Source organism: Micrococcus sp. HOU01 (assembly GCF_035609305.1).
In the GTDB taxonomy this organism is placed as follows: Bacteria; Actinomycetota; Actinomycetes; order Actinomycetales; family Micrococcaceae; genus Micrococcus; species Micrococcus luteus.
In genome coordinates this window covers 534,815-554,705 of sequence record NZ_CP141211.1, presented here as the reverse complement: position 1 = coordinate 554,705, position 19,891 = coordinate 534,815, and the positions used below count along the sequence as shown (strand labels likewise).

17 protein-coding genes are annotated in these 19,891 nt (G+C 73.6%); 12 read left to right on the top strand and 5 right to left on the bottom strand.

The window, feature by feature from the left end; genetic code table 11:
* Positions 1-9: 9 nt before the first annotated feature.
* From pdxS to SOY78_RS02595, 3 genes are all read right to left on the bottom strand, one after another.
* Entirely contained in the window at positions 10-954 is a 945-nt protein-coding gene (gene pdxS, locus SOY78_RS02605; RefSeq protein ID WP_416383415.1) for a pyridoxal 5'-phosphate synthase lyase subunit PdxS, read from the bottom strand.
* A 115-nt stretch (positions 955-1,069) separates the two neighbouring features.
* A complete protein-coding gene (locus tag SOY78_RS02600) occupies positions 1,070-1,555 on the bottom strand; it encodes a DedA family protein (protein ID WP_036383252.1) in 486 nt (161 codons plus the stop codon).
* 51 nt (positions 1,556-1,606) lie between these two features.
* Complete coding sequence (locus SOY78_RS02595) at positions 1,607-2,452, bottom strand: HpcH/HpaI aldolase/citrate lyase family protein (protein ID WP_036383255.1); 846 nt, start codon at positions 2,450-2,452, stop codon at positions 1,607-1,609.
* Between the two features lie 158 nt (positions 2,453-2,610).
* Here SOY78_RS02595 and SOY78_RS02590 point away from each other — a divergent pair, with 158 nt between their 5' ends.
* The 10 genes from SOY78_RS02590 (at position 2,611) to SOY78_RS02545 (ending at position 15,172) form a co-directional block, all read left to right on the top strand.
* Positions 2,611-3,438 (top strand): hypothetical protein, encoded by an 828-nt coding sequence (locus SOY78_RS02590; protein WP_324701735.1) that lies wholly within the window; start codon positions 2,611-2,613, stop codon positions 3,436-3,438.
* A gap of 72 nt (positions 3,439-3,510) precedes the next feature.
* Entirely contained in the window at positions 3,511-4,725 is a 1,215-nt protein-coding gene (locus tag SOY78_RS02585; RefSeq protein ID WP_324701734.1) for a PLP-dependent aminotransferase family protein, read from the top strand.
* 94 nt (positions 4,726-4,819) lie between these two features.
* Complete coding sequence (locus SOY78_RS02580) at positions 4,820-6,418, top strand: fumarylacetoacetate hydrolase family protein (protein WP_324701733.1); 1,599 nt, start codon at positions 4,820-4,822, stop codon at positions 6,416-6,418.
* 2 nt (positions 6,419-6,420) lie between these two features.
* Positions 6,421-7,122 carry a GntR family transcriptional regulator gene (locus tag SOY78_RS02575; RefSeq protein WP_324701732.1) on the top strand — a complete coding sequence of 234 codons (702 nt, stop codon included), beginning with the start codon at positions 6,421-6,423 and terminating at the stop codon, positions 7,120-7,122.
* Between the two features lie 80 nt (positions 7,123-7,202).
* Complete coding sequence (gene hpaE / locus SOY78_RS02570; protein WP_036383626.1) at positions 7,203-8,747, top strand: 5-carboxymethyl-2-hydroxymuconate semialdehyde dehydrogenase; 1,545 nt, start codon at positions 7,203-7,205, stop codon at positions 8,745-8,747.
* 261 nt (positions 8,748-9,008) lie between these two features.
* Positions 9,009-10,175, top strand: a complete 1,167-nt coding sequence (gene hpaD, locus SOY78_RS02565; protein WP_324701731.1) for a 3,4-dihydroxyphenylacetate 2,3-dioxygenase — start codon at positions 9,009-9,011, stop codon at positions 10,173-10,175.
* A 395-nt stretch (positions 10,176-10,570) separates the two neighbouring features.
* The gene (locus SOY78_RS02560; protein WP_324701920.1) at positions 10,571-11,356 is read left to right on the top strand and encodes a fumarylacetoacetate hydrolase family protein; all 786 of its coding nucleotides are present in this window, start codon (positions 10,571-10,573) and stop codon (positions 11,354-11,356) included.
* Positions 11,357-11,485: 129 nt separating this feature from the next.
* On the top strand, positions 11,486-12,346 hold the full coding sequence (locus SOY78_RS02555; RefSeq protein ID WP_324701730.1) for an HpcH/HpaI aldolase family protein: 861 nt from the start codon (positions 11,486-11,488) through the stop codon (positions 12,344-12,346).
* A gap of 382 nt (positions 12,347-12,728) precedes the next feature.
* Complete coding sequence (locus SOY78_RS02550) at positions 12,729-13,502, top strand: hypothetical protein (RefSeq protein ID WP_324701729.1); 774 nt, start codon at positions 12,729-12,731, stop codon at positions 13,500-13,502.
* A gap of 173 nt (positions 13,503-13,675) precedes the next feature.
* On the top strand, positions 13,676-15,172 hold the full coding sequence (locus SOY78_RS02545; RefSeq protein WP_324701728.1) for a protein adenylyltransferase SelO: 1,497 nt from the start codon (positions 13,676-13,678) through the stop codon (positions 15,170-15,172).
* Between the two features lie 60 nt (positions 15,173-15,232).
* Here the strand turns inward: SOY78_RS02545 and SOY78_RS02540 are convergent, their stop codons facing one another.
* Both SOY78_RS02540 and SOY78_RS02535 read right to left on the bottom strand, forming a co-directional pair.
* Positions 15,233-16,522, bottom strand: a complete 1,290-nt coding sequence (locus SOY78_RS02540) for an NAD(P)/FAD-dependent oxidoreductase (protein ID WP_182488702.1) — start codon at positions 16,520-16,522, stop codon at positions 15,233-15,235.
* Positions 16,519-16,848: a bifunctional 3-phenylpropionate/cinnamic acid dioxygenase ferredoxin subunit gene (locus SOY78_RS02535; protein WP_324701727.1), complete on the bottom strand. Its 330-nt coding sequence runs from the start codon at positions 16,846-16,848 to the stop codon at positions 16,519-16,521. The genes SOY78_RS02540 and SOY78_RS02535 overlap by 4 nt, the downstream gene beginning before the upstream one ends.
* Before the next feature lie 321 nt (positions 16,849-17,169).
* Here SOY78_RS02535 and SOY78_RS02530 point away from each other — a divergent pair, with 321 nt between their 5' ends.
* Together SOY78_RS02530 and SOY78_RS02525 are read left to right on the top strand one after the other, a co-directional pair.
* Complete coding sequence (locus tag SOY78_RS02530; protein ID WP_324701726.1) at positions 17,170-19,080, top strand: LysM peptidoglycan-binding domain-containing protein; 1,911 nt, start codon at positions 17,170-17,172, stop codon at positions 19,078-19,080.
* Positions 19,081-19,366: 286 nt separating this feature from the next.
* Entirely contained in the window at positions 19,367-19,888 is a 522-nt protein-coding gene (locus SOY78_RS02525) for an HPP family protein (RefSeq protein ID WP_324701725.1), read from the top strand.
* Positions 19,889-19,891: the final 3 nt, after the last annotated feature.

The following is a 19,891-nucleotide window of genomic DNA, read 5'->3' as shown; positions in this document are numbered from 1 at the left end:
CTCCGCGGCTCACCAGCCGCGCTCGGCCAGGCGGTGCGGGGCGGGCAGGTCGCCCACGTTGATGCCCACCATGGCCTCGCCCAGGCCGCGGGAGGCCTCGGCGACCGCCATCGGGTTGTCGAACTGGGCGGTGGCCTTGACGATGGCGCGGGCGCGCTCGGCCGGGTTGCCGGACTTGAAGATGCCGGAGCCCACGAACACGCCGTCGGCGCCCATCTGCATCATCAGGGCCGCGTCGGCCGGGGTGGCCACACCGCCGGCGGTGAACATCACGACGGGCAGGGCGCCGGTCTCGGCGACCTCGCGCACCAGCTCGTACGGCGCCTGCAGCTCCTTCGCGGCCACGTACAGCTCGTCCTGTGCCAGGCCCTGGAGCTGGGCGATCTCCTTGCGGATGGTGCGGATGTGCTTCACGGCCTCGGAGACGTCGCCGGTGCCGGCCTCGCCCTTGGACCGGATCATGGCCGCGCCCTCGGTGATGCGGCGCAGGGCCTCGCCGAGGTTGGTGGCGCCGCACACGAAGGGCACGTCGAAGTCCCACTTGTCGATGTGGTTCACGTAGTCCGCCGGGGAGAGCACCTCGGACTCGTCGATGAAGTCCACCTTGAGCGCCTGCAGCACCTGGGCCTCCACGAAGTGGCCGATGCGCGCCTTGGCCATCACGGGGATGGACACGGCCTCGACGATGCCGTCGATCAGGTCGGGGTCGGACATGCGGGCCACGCCGCCCTGGGCGCGGATGTCGGCCGGGACCCGCTCGAGCGCCATGACGGCCACGGCGCCGGCGTCTTCGGCGATGCGCGCCTGCTCCGCGTTGACGACGTCCATGATCACGCCGCCCTTCATCATGTCCGCCAGGCCGCGCTTGACGCGGGTCGTGCCGGTGCCGCGGGCGCCGTCGTCGGCGGCGGAGGCGGTGGAGGCGGAGAAGCTGCGGGCGCGCTCGTCGCTCATGGTGGTCCTTCCGAAGGGGTGGCGGCCCCGGCCGCGGGGCGGCTGGCCGGGGCGAAGACGCGGTCAACTCTAGTCCCCCGGCGGCGAAGCCCGGCCCGCGTCACGGACGACGACGTCACGCGGCCCCGTGCCGGCGCAGCGTGCGGCGTCGGCGCCAGACGACGAACGCGGCCACGGCCGCGAGGATCAGCACGAGGGCGAGGACGCCCCGGCCCTCTCCGAGCGCCGCGCCGATGACGGCCCAGACCACGGCCATCCCGACGGTCCCGTACACCACGCCCCACAGGAACGTGCCGAGCGCGGCCGCCGGCAGGAACCGGCGCCAGGGCATGCGGGCGACGCCGGCGGAGCCGATCACCGCCGTCTGGATGCCCACCGTGAGGTAGCAGAACGGGATGGCCCACACCCCGTGGCGCTGGATGAAGCGCTGGGCGCGGACATAGACGGGCCCCTCCATCACGCGGGCGAACCAGCGGGTCCGCTCGACGCCGGAGGCCAGCCCCCGCCCGAGCGAGAACACGATCAGGGTGCGCAGGATCGCCAGCATCCAGAAGAACCCGATGGACCACAGCAGCGGCAGCCCGTCGATCCACGCCATCATGGGCGGAGCCACCCGTCGGTGCGGGGACTCATGCGCGCGCCCCGGCCGTGCTCACGCGTTCCAGAGCCCGTACGAGTCCGCGAGGTCCGCGATCTTCTGGGCGCGCAGCACGCGGGGCAGGTACGAGCCGTCGCCGACGGCGGCGCCCTGCGCGTGCTTCTCGAGCAGGTCGCGGGCCCACGCGAGCTCGTCCTCGGACGGGGACATCGCCCGGTTGACCCAGTCCACCTGATCCCGGTTCAGGACGAGGCGGCCGGTCATGCCCATCGAGGCGGTGACGGCGCTGGAGTCGACGACCGCGTCTTCACCGTCCGTGTTGCCGGGCGGTCCGTCGATCGCGCCGGGCAGACGGCCCACGCGGGAGGCGATCACCATGCGGGAGCGGGCGTAGGCCATGGCCAGAGGGTCCTCGCCGACGCCGACGTCCTTGCGGAAGTCGTTCACGCCGAAGGCGAGACGGAACGTGCCCGGCGCCTTGGCCACGGCCGTGGCGTTCTCGATGCCCAGGGCGGACTCCAGCAGGGCGATCACCGGGGTGCCGGCGCGCAGCCGCATGGCGGTGAACGTGACCTGCTCCGGCTCCTCGGTCTCGGCCAGCACGACGCCGCGCACGCCGTCGAGGCCCGCGAGCGCCTCGAGGTCCCGCTGCCAGTGGTCCGTGGAGGTCGCGGAGATGCGCACCCACGCCGTCATGCCGCCGGAGAGGGCGTCCACGACGTGCTGGCGGGCCGCGTCCTTCTGCTCCTCCGGCACGGCGGCCTCGAGGTCGACGATGACGGAGTCGGCCTCGGAGGCCAGGGCGGGGGCGAACGCGTCGGGGGTGGCCGCGCTGACCAGCAGCCAGGAGCGGCTGAGCTTGGCGGGCAGGGCGGCGGCGCGACGGTTCCTCACGGGCATGGTCTCCAGCCTAGCCCGCCGCGGCCGTCCGCCCGCGGGCCCCTTCCCACCCGTGGGAGGCCTCACATCCGCTCGCGGCAGGCGAGGCGGACGGCCGTAGCATGGAGAGGCCGTCGGTCCGTCCGACGCCGCCGAGCCCCGACCGCCAGGAGTACCCGATGCGCCCGACCTCCCCTTCCCGCGCCCTGCGGCTCACGGGTGCCGTGGCGGCCGCGTGCCTGCTGGCCGGCTGCGCGGTCGCCCCCGACCTGGCCGAGGACTCGGCGTCCGACGACGGCGTGCCCCTGCCCGCGACGGAGGGGTATCAGCCGCTGACGGTCTACCTCGCCGTCGCCGAGGCGGAGGCGGTCCCGGGGACGAGCGGCCGGCCCTTCGGCTGCGGCGATCTGCTGGTGCCCGTGCAGACCGTGCCGACGGACACCGAGGACGAGGCGGACGCCGCCCTGGACTTCCTGTTCGCGGACGAGCGCGGCTGGCACGGCGACCCGTCGCTGTGGAACGCCGTGTTCGACGTGCGCGAGAGCCTCACCCCGACCGGGCACCGCCGCCAGGGCGACGTGGAGGTCTTCACCTTCACCGGCACCGTGACGCCGGAGGACGACTGCACGGCCGAGCGCATCCGCGCCCAGCTGCAGGCGACGGCCGCCGCCTTCACGTCAGCGGGACAGGTCCGGCTCGAGGTGGACGGCCGGGACCTCGACGACGTGCTGGGGCTCGAGCCGCTCCGCCTCGGCGAGTCCGTGGACGTCCCGCAGGGGGAGCCCACGCCGAGTGGGGAGCCGAGCGACGGATCCGGCGCGCAGACGTGGGCGCCGGAGGGCGAGTCGCCGGAGGACACGTGGGCTCCGGCCGAGCCCTCGGACGACACCTGGGCTCCGGCCGAGCCCTCGGACGACACCTGGGCGCCGGCCGAGGAGTCGTCCTGGGGTCCCGCCGAGCCGACCCAGGACACGTGGTCCCCCGGCCCGGAGCCGAGCGCCCCCTGACCGGGTGACCCACCGTCGTCGCCCGTCATCGGGCCTCCACCGGCGGCCGCGTCGTGCTATAGGGTGCCGAGCGTGCGGAACCTCCGAGATCACCTGTCCCAGCGCGCCGTCGGCGTGAAGCAGTCCGCGGTCCGCGACGTCTTCGACATCGCGATGGACCCGAACCTCGTCTCGCTCGCGGGCGGGAACCCGTGGCTCGCCGACCTGCCCCTCGACGAGCTGGGCCGGATCGCCTCCGACCTGATGACCCGGTTCGGCACGGAGTCCCTGCAGTACGGCCCGGGCCAGGGCACCGAGGAGATGCGTGCCGCCGCGACCGCCGTGATGGCCGCCGACGGCATCCCGGACGCGGATCCCGACCTCGTGGTCATCACCCCCGGCTCGCAGGCCGCGATCGACACCGCCTGCCGGGCGTTCGCGAACCCGGGCGACGTCGTCGTGGTGGAGGACCCCACGTTCGTGGGCGCGTTGACCACCTTCACCACCTGGCAGCTCGAGGCCGTGGCCACGGGCACCGACGACCACGGCCTGGTGCCCGCGGCCCTCGACGAGACCCTGACCCGCCTGGCCGCCGAGGGCCGCCGCGTGGCCTTCCTCTACACGATCCCCTCGTTCGCGAACCCCTCGGGCGCCCTGCTGCCCCCGGGCCGCCGCGCCGAGGTGGGCGCGATCTGCGAGAAGCACGGCGTGCTCATCGTGGAGGACAACCCGTACGGGCAGATCGCGTTCGACGGCGAGCCCGTCGCCCCGATCGCCGCCGACCACCGGGACAACGTGGTCCACCTCGGCACGATGTCCAAGATCTTCTCCCCGGGCGTGCGCATCGGCTGGGCGCTCGTGCCGACCGCGCTCAAGCGCGAGTTCTACCTGTGCGCGGAATCGGCCTACATCCACGCGTCCACGTACTCGCAGATGCTCTCCACCGCCTTCGTCACGCAGCTGGACTGGCAGGGCCACGTCCGCCACGTGACCGGGCTGTACCGCGAGCGGGCCGCGGCGCTCGTGGACGCGGTGCGTGCGCACTGGGACCCGGGGGTCGAGTTCATCACCCCGCAGGGCGGCTTCTTCCTGTGGGCCACCCTGCCCGCCGGGGTGGACACCCTCGAGGTGATGCACCGCGGCATCGAGGCGGGCGCGGTGTTCGTGCCGGGGGCGGCCTTCACCCCCGTCGAGGGCACGCACTCCACCCTGCGCCTGGCGTACTCGTTCGTGGAGGCCGAGAAGCTCGTGGAGGGCGTGCGGCGCCTGGCCCCGGCGGTGAACGAGTCGATCGCCCGGGCCCGCTGAGCCGCGGCGGGCGCCCACGACGACGTCGACCCGGCGCGTCTGCCGGACGTGCGACCTCTTCCCCGGGCCCGCGAGATCGTATACGATCTCGACCATGACGCAGAGCACACCGGACCCCACGCCCACCGTCACCGAGCACGACTTCACCGTCCGGGAGAACCGGCCGGGCAAGGTGCTCGCCGTCCACCTGAACTACCCCTCCCGCATCGCCCAGCGCGGCCGGTCCCCGCAGGCCCCCGGCTACTTCCTCAAGGCCGGCACCTCCCTCGCCCGCACCGGCGACACCATCGAGCGCCCCGCCGGCACCGAGCTGCTCGCCTACGAGGGCGAGATCGCGCTGATCATCGGCCGCACCGCCCGGCGCGTCAGCCCGGAGGAGGGCTGGTCGCACGTCTCCGGCATCACCGCCGCCAACGACTGGGGCCTCTACGACCTCCGCCACGCGGACAAGGGCTCCAACGTCAAGAACAAGTCCGGCGACGGCTACACCCCGCTCGGCCCCGCGGTGATCCCCGCCGCGGGCCTGGACCCGGCCGCCCTGCGCGTGCGCACCTGGGTCAACGGCGAGATCGTCCAGGACGACACCTCCGAGGGCCTCGTCTTCCCGTTCGGCCGGCTCGTGGCCGACCTCTCGCAGCTCATGACGCTCGAGGAGGGCGATGTCATCCTCACCGGCACCCCCGCCGGGTCCTCCGTGGCCCAGCCGGGCGACGTCGTCGAGGTGGAGGTGGACGCCCCCAGCGCCCCCGGCGCCCCGACCACCGGCCGCCTCGTGACGACGGTTGTCGAGTCGGAGCACTCCCTGGCCCCGTTCGGCGCGCAGCCGCAGGTGGACGACGTGCAGCGCGAGGAGGCCTGGGGCTCCCGCGAGGCCGCCGGCCTGGCCCCGCAGGCCGCGGCGCCGTCGTCGTCCGCGGTGGACGAGAACGGCCACTGGGTCGCGAGCGCCCCGCAGCCGGACCGCTCCCTGCTGACCCCGGAGCTGCGCGCCAAGATCGACGCCACCGCGGTGGCCACCCTCACCGCCCAGCTGCAGAAGCGCGGCGTCCAGAACGCGACCATCGACGGCCCGCGCCCGATCCACCGGGGCCGGCGCGTCCTCGGCTACGCGAAGACCCTGCGCTACATCCCCAAGCGCGAGGACCTGGCCAAGGAGTTCGGCGGCGGCTTCAACGCCCAGAAGCGGGCCATCGACTCGGTGCAGCCGGACGACGTGGTGGTCATGGAGGCCCGTGGCGAGCACGGCACCGGCACCCTCGGGGACGTCCTGGCCCTGCGCGCCCAGGTGAACGGCGCGAACGCCGTGATCACGGACGGCGGCATCCGCGACTCCGCCGCCGTCGCCGAGGTCGGCCTCCAGGTGTACGCCGGCGCCACGCACCCGGCGGTGCTGGGCCGCCGTCACATCCCGTGGGAGGTCGGCGGCACCATCGCCTGCGGCGGCACCACCGTGCAGCCCGGCGACATCATCGTCGGCGACGACGACGGTGTGGTGGTCATCCCGCCGTCCCTGCTCCAGGAGGTCGTGGACGACGCCTACGAGCAGGAGCTCCAGGACGCCTGGGCGTACGAGCAGGTCAAGGCCGGCTACCCGGTGGACGGGATGTTCCCCCCGAACGCCGAGTGGAAGGCCAAGTTCGCCGAGTACCGCAAGACCCTGCCGGACGCCCCGGCCCCGGAGGGCGACGCCTGAGCATGCGCCGGACGGACATCGGAACGGTCGGCCTCGCAGGCGCCCCCGTCTCCAAGGCGGACCGCGCCTACCAGGCGATCCTCGAGGGGATCCGGGACCAGCGCCACGAGCCGGGCGACCGGCTGGTGCTGTCCCAGATCGCCGCGGAGCTGGGCATGTCCGTGGTGCCCGTGCGGGAGGCGATCCGCCGCCTGCAGTCCGAGAAGCTGGTGGCCTACGAGCGCAACGTGGGCGCCACCGTGGTGGGCATCGACCCGGTCGAGTACCGCCACACCATGGAGACGCTGGCGCTGGTGGAGGGGTTCTCCACCGCCCAGTGCGCCCCGCACGTGACCGCCGAGGACCTCGCGGCGGCCCGCGAGGTGAACGCGGCCATGCGCGCGATGACGGAGTCGGAGAGGGCCTGGGACCCGGTGGCGTTCACCGGGCTCAACCGCCGCTTCCACTCGATCCTGTTCGAGCATCACCAGAACGAGCACGTGCACGACCTGGTGCACCGCGGCTGGAACCGCCTGGCCGCGCTGCGCTCGTCCACGTTCGCGTACGTGCCCGGTCGGGCGGTGGCCTCCGTGGACGAGCACGAGCACCTGCTGCGCCTGATCGAGGACGGGGCGCGCTTCGAGGAGATCGAGGCCGCCGCCCGCGCCCACCGCCTGAACACCCTGCACGCCTATCTGGAGCACAGCGCCGAGCCGTCCGCGTGACCGCCGGCCGGACCGGCGCCGACGTCGTCGGCGCCAGACCCCGACCATCCGCCCCCGAAGCACTCAGCGAAAGAGACACCATGACGGAGAAGACCAGCATCGAGGCCCGCACGCCCGAGGGCCTGCCCGACGTCCTGCGCCACTACATCGACGGCGAGTTCGTCGACTCGATCGACGGCGACACCTTCGAGGTGCTCGACCCGGTGACCAACGAGCCGTACCTGACGGCCGCCTCCGGCAAGGCCGCGGACATCGACCGCGCCGTCGCCGCCGCGAAGCGGGCCTTCGAGTCCGGCGAATGGTCCCAGGCCCTGCCGCGCCAGCGTTCCCGTGTGCTGCACCGGATCGCCGACATCATGGAGACCCGCGGCGACCAGCTGGCCGAGATGGAGTGCTTCGACACCGGCCTGCCGATCAAGCAGGCGAGGGGCCAGGCCGCCCGCGCCGCCGAGAACTTCCGCTTCTTCGCGGACCTGATCGTGGCCCAGCACGACGACACCTTCAAGGTGCCGGGTCGCCAGATCAACTACGTGAACCGCAAGCCGATCGGCGTCGCCGGCCTGATCACCCCGTGGAACACCCCGTTCATGCTGGAGTCCTGGAAGCTGGCCCCGGCCATCGCCACCGGCAACTCGGTGGTCCTGAAGCCGGCGGAGTTCACCCCGCTCTCGGCCTCCCTGTGGGGCGGGATCTTCGAAGAGGCCGGCCTGCCGAAGGGCGTGTTCAACATGGTGCACGGCTTCGGTGAGGAGGGCTACGCGGGCGACCCGCTCGTGAAGCACCCGGACGTGCCGCTGATCTCCTTCACCGGCGAGTCCCGCACCGGCCAGATCATCTTCGCCAACGCCGCCCCGCACCTGAAGGGCCTGTCCATGGAGCTCGGCGGCAAGTCCCCGGCCGTGGTGTTCGAGGACGCGGACCTGGACGCGGCGATCGACGCGACCATCTTCGGCGTGTTCTCCCTGAACGGCGAGCGCTGCACCGCCGGCTCCCGCATCCTGGTCCAGCGCTCCGTCTACGACGAGTTCGTGGAGCGCTACGCCGCCCAGGCCTCCCGCGTGAAGGTCGGCCTGCCGAACGACGAGACCACCGAAGTCGGCGCCATCGTGCACCCGGAGCACTTCGAGAAGGTCATGTCCTACGTGGAGATCGGCAAGACCGAGGCCCGCCTGGTGGCCGGCGGCGGCCGCCCGGAGGGCTTCCCCGAGGGCAACTTCGTGCAGCCCACCGTGTTCGCGGACGTGGCCCCGGACGCCCGGATCTTCCAGGAGGAGATCTTCGGCCCGGTGGTGGCCATCACCCCCTTCGACACGGAGGAGGAGGCCCTGCAGCTGGCCAACAACACCAAGTACGGCCTCGCGGCGTACATCTGGACGAACGACCTCAAGCGCGCCCACAACGTCGCGCAGAACGTGGAGGCCGGCATGGTGTGGCTGAACTCCAACAATGTGCGGGACCTGCGCACCCCGTTCGGCGGGGTGAAGGCCTCCGGCCTGGGCCACGAGGGCGGCTACCGCTCGATCGACTTCTACACCGATCAGCAGGCCGTGCACATCAACCTCGGCGAGGTCCACAACCCGGTGTTCGGCAAGCAGGAGCAGGCCGCGGCGAAGATCGACGGCTGACCCGCACTGACCGGCGACCACGACGGCGCCCGCACCGTCCCCGCGACGGTGCGGGCGCCGTCGTCGTGGTGGGGCCGGGCCGGGCTTCTCCCCCGGCCCACCGACGCGGGTTGAGTTGTCGCGGGTGCGGGCGCCCCGGACCCGCGACAACTCAACCCGCGTTCCTCGACGGCCTTCCCGACGGCCGCCCGGATCGTATACGATCGAGCGCGTGACCGTGTCCCAGGCCACAGCGCACCGCCCCCTCACCAAGGAGCACCGATGACCAACCTCGAGAGCCGCCAGAAGACCTCCTCCGGCTTCTTCGTCACCAAGGAAGCCCCCATCGACCCGGAGAACCCCCTCCCCACCCCGACGTCCGAGGCGCCGGACATCCTGCGCTGCGCCTCGATGGAGCTCGTGGTCACGGACCTCGCCCAGTCCCGCGAGTTCTACGTGGATGTGCTCGGCCTCGTGGTCACCGAGGAGGACGAGGAGACCGTCTACCTGCGCTCCATGGAGGAGTTCATCCACCACAACCTGGTGCTGCGCCAGGGCGAGACCGCCGCCGTGGCCGCGTTCTCCTACCGCGTGCGCACCCCCGAGGACCTGGACAAGGCGGTCGCCTTCTACGAGGAGCTGGGCTGCCGCGTGGAGCGCCGGAAGGACGGCTTCGTCAAGGGCGTCGGCGACTCCGTGCGCGTCGAGGACCCGCTGGGCTTCCCCTACGAGTTCTTCCACGACGTCGAGCACGTGGAGCGCCTGGCCTGGCGCTACGACCTCTACACCCCGGGCGCCCTGGTTCGCCTGGACCACTTCAACCAGGTGACCCCGGATGTGCCGCGTGCCGCCCGCTACATGCAGGACCTGGGCTTCCGCGTCACCGAGGACATCCAGGACGAGAACGGCACCGTCTACGCCGCGTGGATGCGCCGCAAGCCCACCGTGCACGACACCGCCATGACCGGCGGCGACGGCCCCCGGATGCACCACGTGTGCTTCGCCACGCACGAGAAGCACAACATCCTGGCGATCTGCGACAAGCTCGGCGCCCTGCGCATGTCCGACCACATCGAGCGCGGTCCGGGCCGCCACGGCGTCTCCAACGCGTTCTACCTCTACCTGCGTGACCCCGACGGCCACCGCGTGGAGGTCTACACCCAGGACTACTACACCGGCGACCCTGACAACCCCGTGGTCACCTGGGACGTGCACGACAACCAGCGCCGCGACTGGTGGGGCACCCCGGTCGTGCCGTCGTGGTACACCGACGCCTCCCGCGTGCTGGACCTCGACGGCAACCTGCAGCCGCTGATCTCCCGCACCGACGACTCCGAGATGGACGTGACCATCGGCGCCGACGGCTTCTCCTACACCCGCGAGGGGCAGGGCGAGGAGTCCATGCCGGAGTGGAAGCAGGGCGAGTACAAGCTCGGCAACCAGCTCTGACCGGCACCGCCGGGCGCCGCTTCGGGACACCACGACGACGGCGGGCACCCAACGCAGGTGCCCGCCGTCGGCGTCCGCCCTCCCTGCCACCCTCCGCGTCTCCCCGCTCCACGCCGTTCGAGGCGGAAAATCCACCTCATTCGAGCCGGGAGGGCCAGTTTGAGCTCGATTTCCCGCCTCAAAGCGTGGGGAGCAGGGGTGTCCCGCCTCGCAGACGGGCGTCGGGGGGCTGGCCTGGCTCACGGTGCACCGCCGCAAGCCCGGGCTGGGCATCGGGACGCGCGCCCCGGACTGATCCGGGGCGGTGACAGGATGGCGACGGGGCCGGGGGCAGAGCCGCGTAATCGTATACGATCAAGGTCAGGCCCCTGCCCGTCGTCGTGAAGGAGACCGCTGTGCTGGACCACGAGACCCACGTCAAGATCGCCGACGAGCTGCACCGCGCGGGCATCGACCGCGTGCCCGTGCCGCGGCTGACCGCGCGCTACCCGGAGATGGAGATCGAGGACTCGTACGCCGTCCAGCGCATCTGGGCCGAGCGCCAGGTCGAGGCGGGCCGCCGCAAGGTGGGCCACAAGATCGGCCTGACCTCCAAGGCCATGCAGGACGCGACCGGGATCGACGAGCCGGACTACGGCGTGATCTTCGACGACCAGGTGTTCGAGTCCGGCCACGTGTACGAGTGGAAGAAGTACACCCATCCGCGCATCGAGATGGAGCTGGCGTTCGTGCTGCGGGACGAGCTGCGCGGGCCCGGCCTGAACCTGATGGACGTGCTGCGCGCCACCGAGTACGTGGTGCCCGCGCTCGAGGTGCTGGACTCGCGCATCGAGATGGCCGGCCGCACCATCACGGACACCATCTCGGACAACGCGGCGCTGGGCTCCCTGGTGATCGGCGGCCGCCCCGTGGGCGTGCACGACGTGGACCTGCGCTGGGTCTCCGGCATCCTCTCCCGCAACGAGGAGATCATCGAGACCGGCGTGGCCGCGGGCGTGCTGAACCACCCGGCCAACGGCGTGCACTGGCTGGCCAACCGCATCGCCGGGCACGGAGACGCGCTCGAAGCCGGTGAGATCGTGCTCGCCGGCTCCTTCACCCGCCCGATGTGGGTGTACCAGGGCGACACCGTCTACGCCGACTACGGCCCGCTGGGCACCATCACCTGCCGCTTCGCCTGAGCCGCCCGCCGTCGTCGTCCCACCCCGCCCGCAACGCGGGTTGACCTATCACCAGTACGACCCCGCTCCACCCGCGACAACTCAACCCGCGTCGGGTGGGGGGCGCGGAGAACCCCGGAGGAACATCCCATGCCCGTCCGCCACAACCCGCAGCCGCTGTTCCGCGACCTCTTCACGCCCGAGGCCGTCGCCGCCCGTGGGGGCCGCCCCGCCGCCGGCATGTTCCTCTCCTCCGGGGACCCGACGACGGCGGAGATCTGCGCCGGCGCGGGCCTCGACTACCTGCTCATCGACGCCGAGCACGCCCCGCTGACCCTGCAGGACGTCCTCACCCAGCTGCGCACGATCGCCGGCTACCGCGTGCCCACCCTGGTGCGCGTGCCGGCGCTGGACACCGTGGCCATCAAGCAGTTCCTGGACCTGGGCGCCCAGACGCTGCTGGTGCCCATGGTCGACGACGCCGCGATGGCCCGCCGTGCCGTGGCCGCCGCCCGCTACCCGGACGGCTCCGCCGAGGGCGGGGTGCGCGGCGTGGGCTCCGCCCTGGCGCGCTCCGGCCGCTGGAACCGGGTCCCCGGCTACCTGCCCGGCGCGGCGGACCACGTCTCCGTGATCGTGCAGATCGAGACGGCCGCGGGCGTGCGGAACGCGGACGAGATCGCGGCGGTGGACGGGATCGACGGCGTCTTCATCGGCCCCTCGGACCTCTCCGCGTCCCTGGGCCTGCTCGGCCAGCAGTCGCACCCGGACGTGGTGGCCGCGGTCGAGGAGGTCATCACGAAGGTCAAGGCCGCCGGGAAGTTCGTGGGCGTCAATGCGTTCGTGCCCGCGCAGGCCGACGCCTACGCCGTCGCCGGCGCGGACTACGTCAACGTGGGCGCCGACGTCGCCCTGCTGGCCCGCGCCGCCGAGGCCCTCGCCGACCGCTGGTGCCCGGAGCCGAGCGACGCCGCGGCCGACGGGGAGGGCGCGCCCCGCACGTCGTACTGACCTGGTCATCCCCTCACTTCGGGGCGCGAAATCCACCCCATGGACGTCCGATCCTGGCCCATGACGTGGATTTCCCGCCTCGAATGGCTCGGGGCCGGCGCTTCGGGGGACGTCGCCGCCTCCTGCACAACCGCACCGGACCCCCTCGTGCATCCCCAGACCCCCGCTCGTCCGTCTCGGGACGTGGAGCGACGGGGCACGCTCACCGCATGCCCCGTCGTCCCGCCCCGCTGCCGCCGTCGATCGACCCCGCCGCCTTCACGGTCGACGACGCGCGCCGGGCGGGCGTGACGTGGTCCCGACTGCAGTCCTCAGACCTGCGTCGGCTGCGCCACGGCATCTACGGGCCGGCCCTGCGGCGGTCTCCTTCCGTGAGTGGACGATGGATGAGATCCGCGCGTATCAGCGGCGCCATCCCGACGTCGTCGTCAGCCATGAGACCGCCGCGCGCCTGCACGGCCTGACCGTGCCCGCACGGCTGTTGGCCCCCGGTGCGGTGCACGTCAGCGTCGGCACCTCGGGCGGCCGGCCGGTCCAGGCGGGTCTGGTGCCCCACCGCATCGAGGTGCCGGAGGGACAGCGGATGACGCGGGGCGGCGTGCTTGTGACGACGCCGGCCCGCACCCTGTGGGACCTGTGCGCGGCACGGGCGGCGCTCACGGAGCGGGACGTCGTCGTCGCCGGTGACGCCCTGCTCTGCCCGCCGTGGCTGCCCGGCGGCGGACGCGGGGATCCCGCCTACACCCCGGAGGAGCTCGTCCGATCGCTGGCCGAACGGGGACGTTTCCAGGGGCGAGGACTGGCCCGGGCGGCGCTGGCGAGGATGCGCGTGGGGGCGGATTCGCCGCGCGAGACACGTCTGCGGCTGGCGCTCGTCGATGCCGGGCTGCCGGAGCCCGAGGTGCAGTGCCGGCTGGACCCGTCAGACCGCCGCGCTCCGACGGTCGACCTCGGGTATCGGCCGTGGCGCCTCGCGTTGCAATACGAGGGCGAGCACCACCGCACCGCCGAGCAGCAGGCCCGGGACGTGCTGCGCGACCGCTGGTGCGCCGACCGCGACTGGCTCTCGATCAAGGTCATGTGGGCCGACGCCCGGGACGACTACGCGGACGTCGTCGCGCGGGTGCGGCGCCGGGCGGCCGAGTTCAGTGGGTGACCCGGTGAGATCCACGGCCCCCTCGGCCCGCCACGGCCCCCTCGTTTCGAGGCGGGAAATCCAGGTCATAGCACTCTGGTCCACGCCCGTGGGGTCGATTTCCCGCCTCGAAAGGACGGGACCAGTGGGAGTCGGCCCGTGAACACCCGTCCTCCCCCACGTAGCGTGGCCCCATGACCACGTCCGCCCCCACCCTGAGCTCGCATTTCGCCGACACCTTCCCCGAGCTCGCCCTGCCCTGGCAGGCCCAGGCCACGGACGGCCCGCGGCTCGTCCTGCTCAACGCCGGCCTCGCGGCGGAGCTCGGCCTCGACGCCGAGTGGCTCGCCACCGACGACGGCGTCCGCTTCCTCACCGGCGAGCAGCCCGGCCCGGACGCACGGCCGGTCGCGCAGGCGTACGCGGGCCACCAGTTCGGCCACTACTCCCCCCGCCTGGGTGACGGGCGCGCCCTCCTCCTCGGCGAGCTCACGGCTCCGGACGGTCGGCTCCACGACCTGCATCTCAAGGGCTCCGGTCGCACGCCCTTCGCGCGCGGCAACGCCGACGGGCAGGCCGTGCTCGGCCCCATGCTCCGCGAGTACGTGGTCTCCGAGGCGATGCACGCCCTCGGCGTGCCGACCACGCGGGCGCTCGCCGTCGTCGCCACGGGCCACCCGGTCCGCCGCGAGACCGTGCTGCCGGGCGCGGTGCTAGCCCGGACGGCCGCGTCGCACCTGCGCGTCGGCACGGCCCAGTACGCCGCGGCCCTCCCCGAGCAGGCGCACCCCACGGAGGTGCTGCGCCGGATCGTCGACGAGGCCATCGCCCGCCACCACCCGCACGCCGCCGACGCCGAGCACCCCGCGCTCGCGCTCTACGAGGCGGTGATCGCCGCGCAGGCCGAGCTCGTCTCCCGCTGGATGCTCGTCGGCTTCGTGCACGGTGTGATGAACACGGACAACATGACCCTGTCCGGCGAGACCATCGACTACGGCCCCTGCGCGTTCATCGACGCCTTCGATCCGGCCGCGAGCTTCTCCTCGATCGACACCCAGGGCCGGTATGCGTACGGCAATCAGGGGCCCATCGCGGCGTGGAACCTCGCCCGGTTCGGCGAGGCCCTCGTGCCCGTGCTCGACGACGACCCCGACCGCGCCGTCGCGCTCGCCCAGGAGGCGCTGGGCAGGTTCCACGGCGCTCATCTCGCGGCGTGGCGCGGCGGACTGCGGGACAAGCTCGGCCTCCCGGCGTCGGTGGCGGAGGACGACGTCGCCGCGCTCACCGACCGCCTGTTCCCGTGGCTGGCCGCGGCGCGGGCCGACTGGACCTCGTTCTGGGTGCGGCTGGCCGAGCACACGGCGGCGCCCGTGGACGACGACGCGGCGCGCACCGAGGCGGCACGGCTCGTCCCCGGCGCCCCGGACTCCGCGGGGCTCGCCGCCTGGCTCGCGGAGTGGCGGGCGATGGGTCCCGATCCGGCCCGCATGCGCGCGGTGAACCCCGTCTACATCCCGCGGAACCACCTGCTCGACGAGGCCCTGACGGCCGCGGAGGGCGGGGACCTCGCCCCGGTCCACCGGCTGCTCGAGGCCGTCACGGATCCCTTCACCCCGCGCCCCGGGTTCGAGCGGTACGCGGAGCCGGGTCCGGCGGACGGGGCCCCGTTCGTCACCTACTGCGGCACCTGACCGCTTTCGTTGACGAAACGGCCGCTTTCCAGGCCACTTCCGTTGACGAAACGGACGCCTTCACCCCCGCGCCAGCGACTTGACCGGCACGGCCGGGTCCGCGAGCGCGGCGGCGTCCACCACGATCCCCCGGTCGATGATGCGCCGGGCGGCCTTGACGGTCATGGGGTCGTCGATCGACGCGGCCCCGCGCAGGGTCCCGTCCGCGGCCAGGGCGAAGCTCGCCACCACGACGCCGCGCACTTCGCGATCCACGATCCGCCCGCCGGCCGGCACCGTCATGTCCCCCACGGCCTCCACGTGGGCGTCGTACCGGTCGGACCAGAACCACGGGGCGCCCGGGGCGTTCGCCTGTCCCCCCAGGAGCGCCGCCGCGGCGGCCGCACCGGACCGCAGGGCCGGCTCCCAGTGCCGCGACGGCGCCCACGCGGACTCCCGGGCCCGCGCGGCGTCGCCCACGGCCAGGATCCCGGGCACGGTCGTGCGGCCCATCGCGTCCGTGAGCACGCCGTCGGCCACCTCCAGCCCGGCGTCCTCGGCGAGGGCGGTGTCCGGCACGGTGCCGCCGGCCAGCACCACGACGTCGGCGTCCACGGTCCGCCCGTCGTGGAGGTGGAGCCGGTGGGCGGCCGGCAGCGCGGCGCCGCCGTCGGCGTCCCGGTGCTCGATCCAGGCCGCCCGGCCGACCTCGACAGCGACCCCGTGCTCGGCGTGCATCCGGTGCAGGCGGGCGGCCAGCGCTGGCCCGACCGCCGCTTGAGCCGGGGCGTCCGTCCCGGTCACGAGCGTCACCGCGGCGAGCGAGCGGCGCGCCGCAGCCGCGACCTCCGCCCCCGTGAAGCCGCCGCCCACGACCGCCACCTCGGTCCCGAACGTCAGGCGGTCGCGCAAGGTCTCGGCGTCGGCGCGGGTGCGCAGGGTGATCAGGTCCGGGTGGTCGGCGCCGGCGACGTCGAGGGCCCGGGGTCGCCCGCCCGTGGCGAGCACGACCGCGTCCGCGTCCAGGACCCGCCCGGAGGCCGTCTCCACCCGGTGGGGCGCGGGGCCGCCGTCGGGGTGGACACCGCCCGGCACCACCCGGACCGCCTCGTCCTCCACCAGCTCCACCCCGTGCTCGGCGAACCATGCCGGCGGGGCGAGCAGCAGGCGGTGCGCGTCCGCGTCGCCGGTCAGGAACTCCTTGCTCAGGGGCGGCCGGTCATAGGGCACGCCCTGCGGGTCCACGAGGGCGATCCCGCCCGCGAAACCGCGGCGCCGCAGCTCGCGGACCACGGCGAAGCCCGCGACGCCGCCGCCCACCACCACGACCGAGCCGGGCACGCCCGCCGGGGCGTCGACGTCGTGGCTCATGCGCCGGGGACGAGGTAGAGCTGGCCCTCGCGCTCCTCGACGCGGTGCACGCCGACGCCCTTGGTGGCGGGCAGGCAGAGCGCCTCGCCGGTGCGCAGGCAGAACTGCGCGGCGTGCAGGGGGCACTCCACGCGGTCGTCCTCGAGCCAGCCCTCGGCCAGCGAGGCGTCCTCGTGGGTGCACGTGTCGTCGATCGCGTGGAACTCGCCCGAGTCCGTGTGGAACACCGCGACGTCGTCCCTCGTCCCCGCCGTCGCCGCCGGGACGACGATCGCCTCGCCCTCCGGGACGTCCGCCGCCGCGCCGATGTGGATCGGCTCCGCCATGGTCTGCCTCCTCTGGTTCCCGGGCCGGGCGGCCCGTGGTGGTCTCCCGTCACCGTATCCCCCGGCGCGGACCCGACACCCCTCCGCTGTGCTCCGCACCGGCGCCACACCGTGCCCACCTGTGAATGGATGAACCGGACATCACGGGGGCGTGAAATCACCCGAGAGGCCCGAGAAAAAGGTCCCCGGGAATGGTCGATCACGCTACGATCACGACGGCCCTCCGGCCCTCATCCCGCCCGCACCACGTCACCGACCCGGGAAAGCGACACGCCCCGTGCCTGTCGTTCCTCGGGCACTCCACCTTCCGAAGGCATCCGCATGAAGATTCTCCCGCCGCGTTCCGCCGCGTCCCCCCGCCCGCTCGCGCCCGCCGTCGCGGTCGCCGGCGTCGCGACCGTCCCGCAGGAGGGCGAGAACCTCGTCCCGGCCGAGGAGGCTCCGGCCGGCGTCGTGCTCGGCGAGCCCGTGGTGGACCGCCCGTTCACGGTGGCCGCCGACGTGTGGGACGCCGCGGCGGACGACGCCGTCGAGCGCGTGGAGATCCGCGTGCGTCAGGACGGGGCCTGGGGCCCGTGGCAGGTCCTGGAGCGGCCCGTCCTGCCTGAGGACGCCGCCCCCGCGCGCACCGGCACGGACCCGTTCGTCGCGTTCGGCGCGGACGGCGCCCAGCTGCGCGTGACCACCGTCGACGGCGCAGCCCCGGCCGGCCTCGAGCTGTCCCTCATCGACCCGGGCACGGCCGCCACGGACGAGACCGTCGCGAGCGCGCACCCGGCGGTGGCCGCCGAGCAGGCCGCCGAGACCGCCGGCCTGCCCCGGGGCGTGAAGTCGAGCGCCGTCGTCGGGGGCGAGGAGCCCGCCGAGGCCCGCACCGTGGCCACGGCCTCGGACGCGCGCGCGAAGATCCTCCCGGACGTGATCACCCGCGCGCAGTGGGGCGCGGACGAGTCCTGGGCGGAGGACTCCCCGCAGTTCGACCAGGTGCGCGCGCTGACCATCCACCACACGGCCGGCACGAACGACTACTCGCGCGCCCAGGCCGTGGAGCAGATGCGCGGCATCTACGCGTACTACACGAAGACCCTCGGCTGGGGCGACTTCCCGTACCACCTGATCACGGACCGCTTCGGCAACATCTACGAGGGCCGCCGCGGTGCCCTGGACTCGAACCCGCTGGGCACGCACGCGGGCGGGTTCAACCGGGGCACGATGGGTGTCTCCACGATGGGCGACTACGACGTGGTCGCCCCGTCCGAGGAGGTCGTGGACGCGATGGCCCGCGCCACCGCCTACTACCTGTACCGCGACGGCATCGACGCGCGGGGCCGGGTCACCCTGACCTCGGGCGGCAGCACGAAGTACGCCGCGGGCACCCCCGTCACCGTGGACACGATCTTCCCGCACCGGGCCACGTCCGCGACCGCGTGCCCGGGGCAGCACCTGATGGCCCGCTTCGACGACCTGCGGGACCGCGCCGAGGCCATCGCGACGGCGGCCGGCCAGCCGCCGGCACCGGCCACCCCGGCTCCGACGCCGGCGCCGACGACCGAGCCGTCGACCGCCGGCACGTCCACGGTGCAGCCGAACGACGGCTGGTGGACCATCGCCCGCCGCACCGGCGTACCTGCGGCCACCCTCCAGGAGCTCAACGGCATGACCGAGTCGACCGTGCTCCACCCGGGCATGGTGCTGCGCACCGTCGCCGACCCGACCGCCCCGGAGCCCACCCCGATCACCACCGGCACCTACACGGTGCAGCCGAACGACGGCTGGTGGGTCATCGCCCGACGGACCGGCGTGTCCGCCGCGAAGCTCCAGCGGCTCAACGGCATGACGACGTCCACCGTCCTGCACCCGGGGATGGTGCTCATCACGGCCGCCACGGCGCCGGCCTCCCCGCCCGCGCCTGCTCCGGCCCCGGGCACGTACACGGTCCGCGAGGGCGACGGCTGGTGGATCATCGCCCACCGCACCGGCGTGACGATGGAGACCCTCCAGCGCCTCAACGGCATGACCGCGACCACCGTGCTGCACCCGGAGATGGTGCTGCGGACCGGCCAGACCGCCTCCGCCCCGGCGCCCTCGCCCGCCACGTACGTGGTCCAGGCGAACGACGGCTGGTGGCTCATCGCCCAGCGCACGGGCGTCTCCATGGAGCGCCTGCAGCGCCTCAACGGTATGACGGTCTCGACCATGCTCCACCCGGGCATGGTGCTGCGCACCGCCTGAGCACCCCGCCGGGACGACGTCGGCCCGCGCCTGCGCGTGAAGGTGCGGGCCGACGTCGTCGGTTGAGTTATCACCGGTCGTAGGCCGCCGCACCCGGGATAGGTCAACCGGCGTTCCTCCGAGGCACGAGTGGGACGCCGAGGACGCCCTCGTGGCGCTGCGCCGCTGAGCGGCCGTCACAGACCCGGCCTCTCCGCCCCCGGGCGCCCCCGGACCCCGCCCGCGGCCTACCCTGGAGGAGCCCGACCCGGGCCGCGACCGAGTCACGAGGAGATGAGACGAGCGCATGACCCGCCTGCCCGGTCTGCGTCCCCCGCGGTTCCTGGACCCGTGGCGTCGCCCGCTGGCCCCCCGTCTGCCCTGGCACGTGGTCCTCGCGGCCTCGATCGCGGGGGCACTGACCATCGCCACCCTCAGCCTCGGCGAGGACCTGGCCTCCGTGCCGCTGCTGGTGGGCGCCTTCGGCTCGTCCTGCGTGCTCGTGTTCCTCGTGCCGCACGGCCCGCACTCCCACCCCGCCAACGTGCTCGTGGGGCACGTGGTCTCGGCCGCATGCGGGATCGCCGTGATCTCCGTGCTGCCCCTGGCCTGGTACTCGCTCGCGGCCGGCATGGGCCTGGCGATGGCCGTCATGGCCGGGCTCCGCGTGATCCACGCCCCCGCGGGCGCCACCGCGCTGGCGGTCATGCTGAGCAACGCGGACTGGCACTACCTGGTCACCCCGGTGCTCGCCGGGGCGCTGGTCCTCACCACGTGCGCGCTGCTGTACCGCCGCCTGATGTGGCGGGTGATCGGGCCGCCGGGGTGAGCC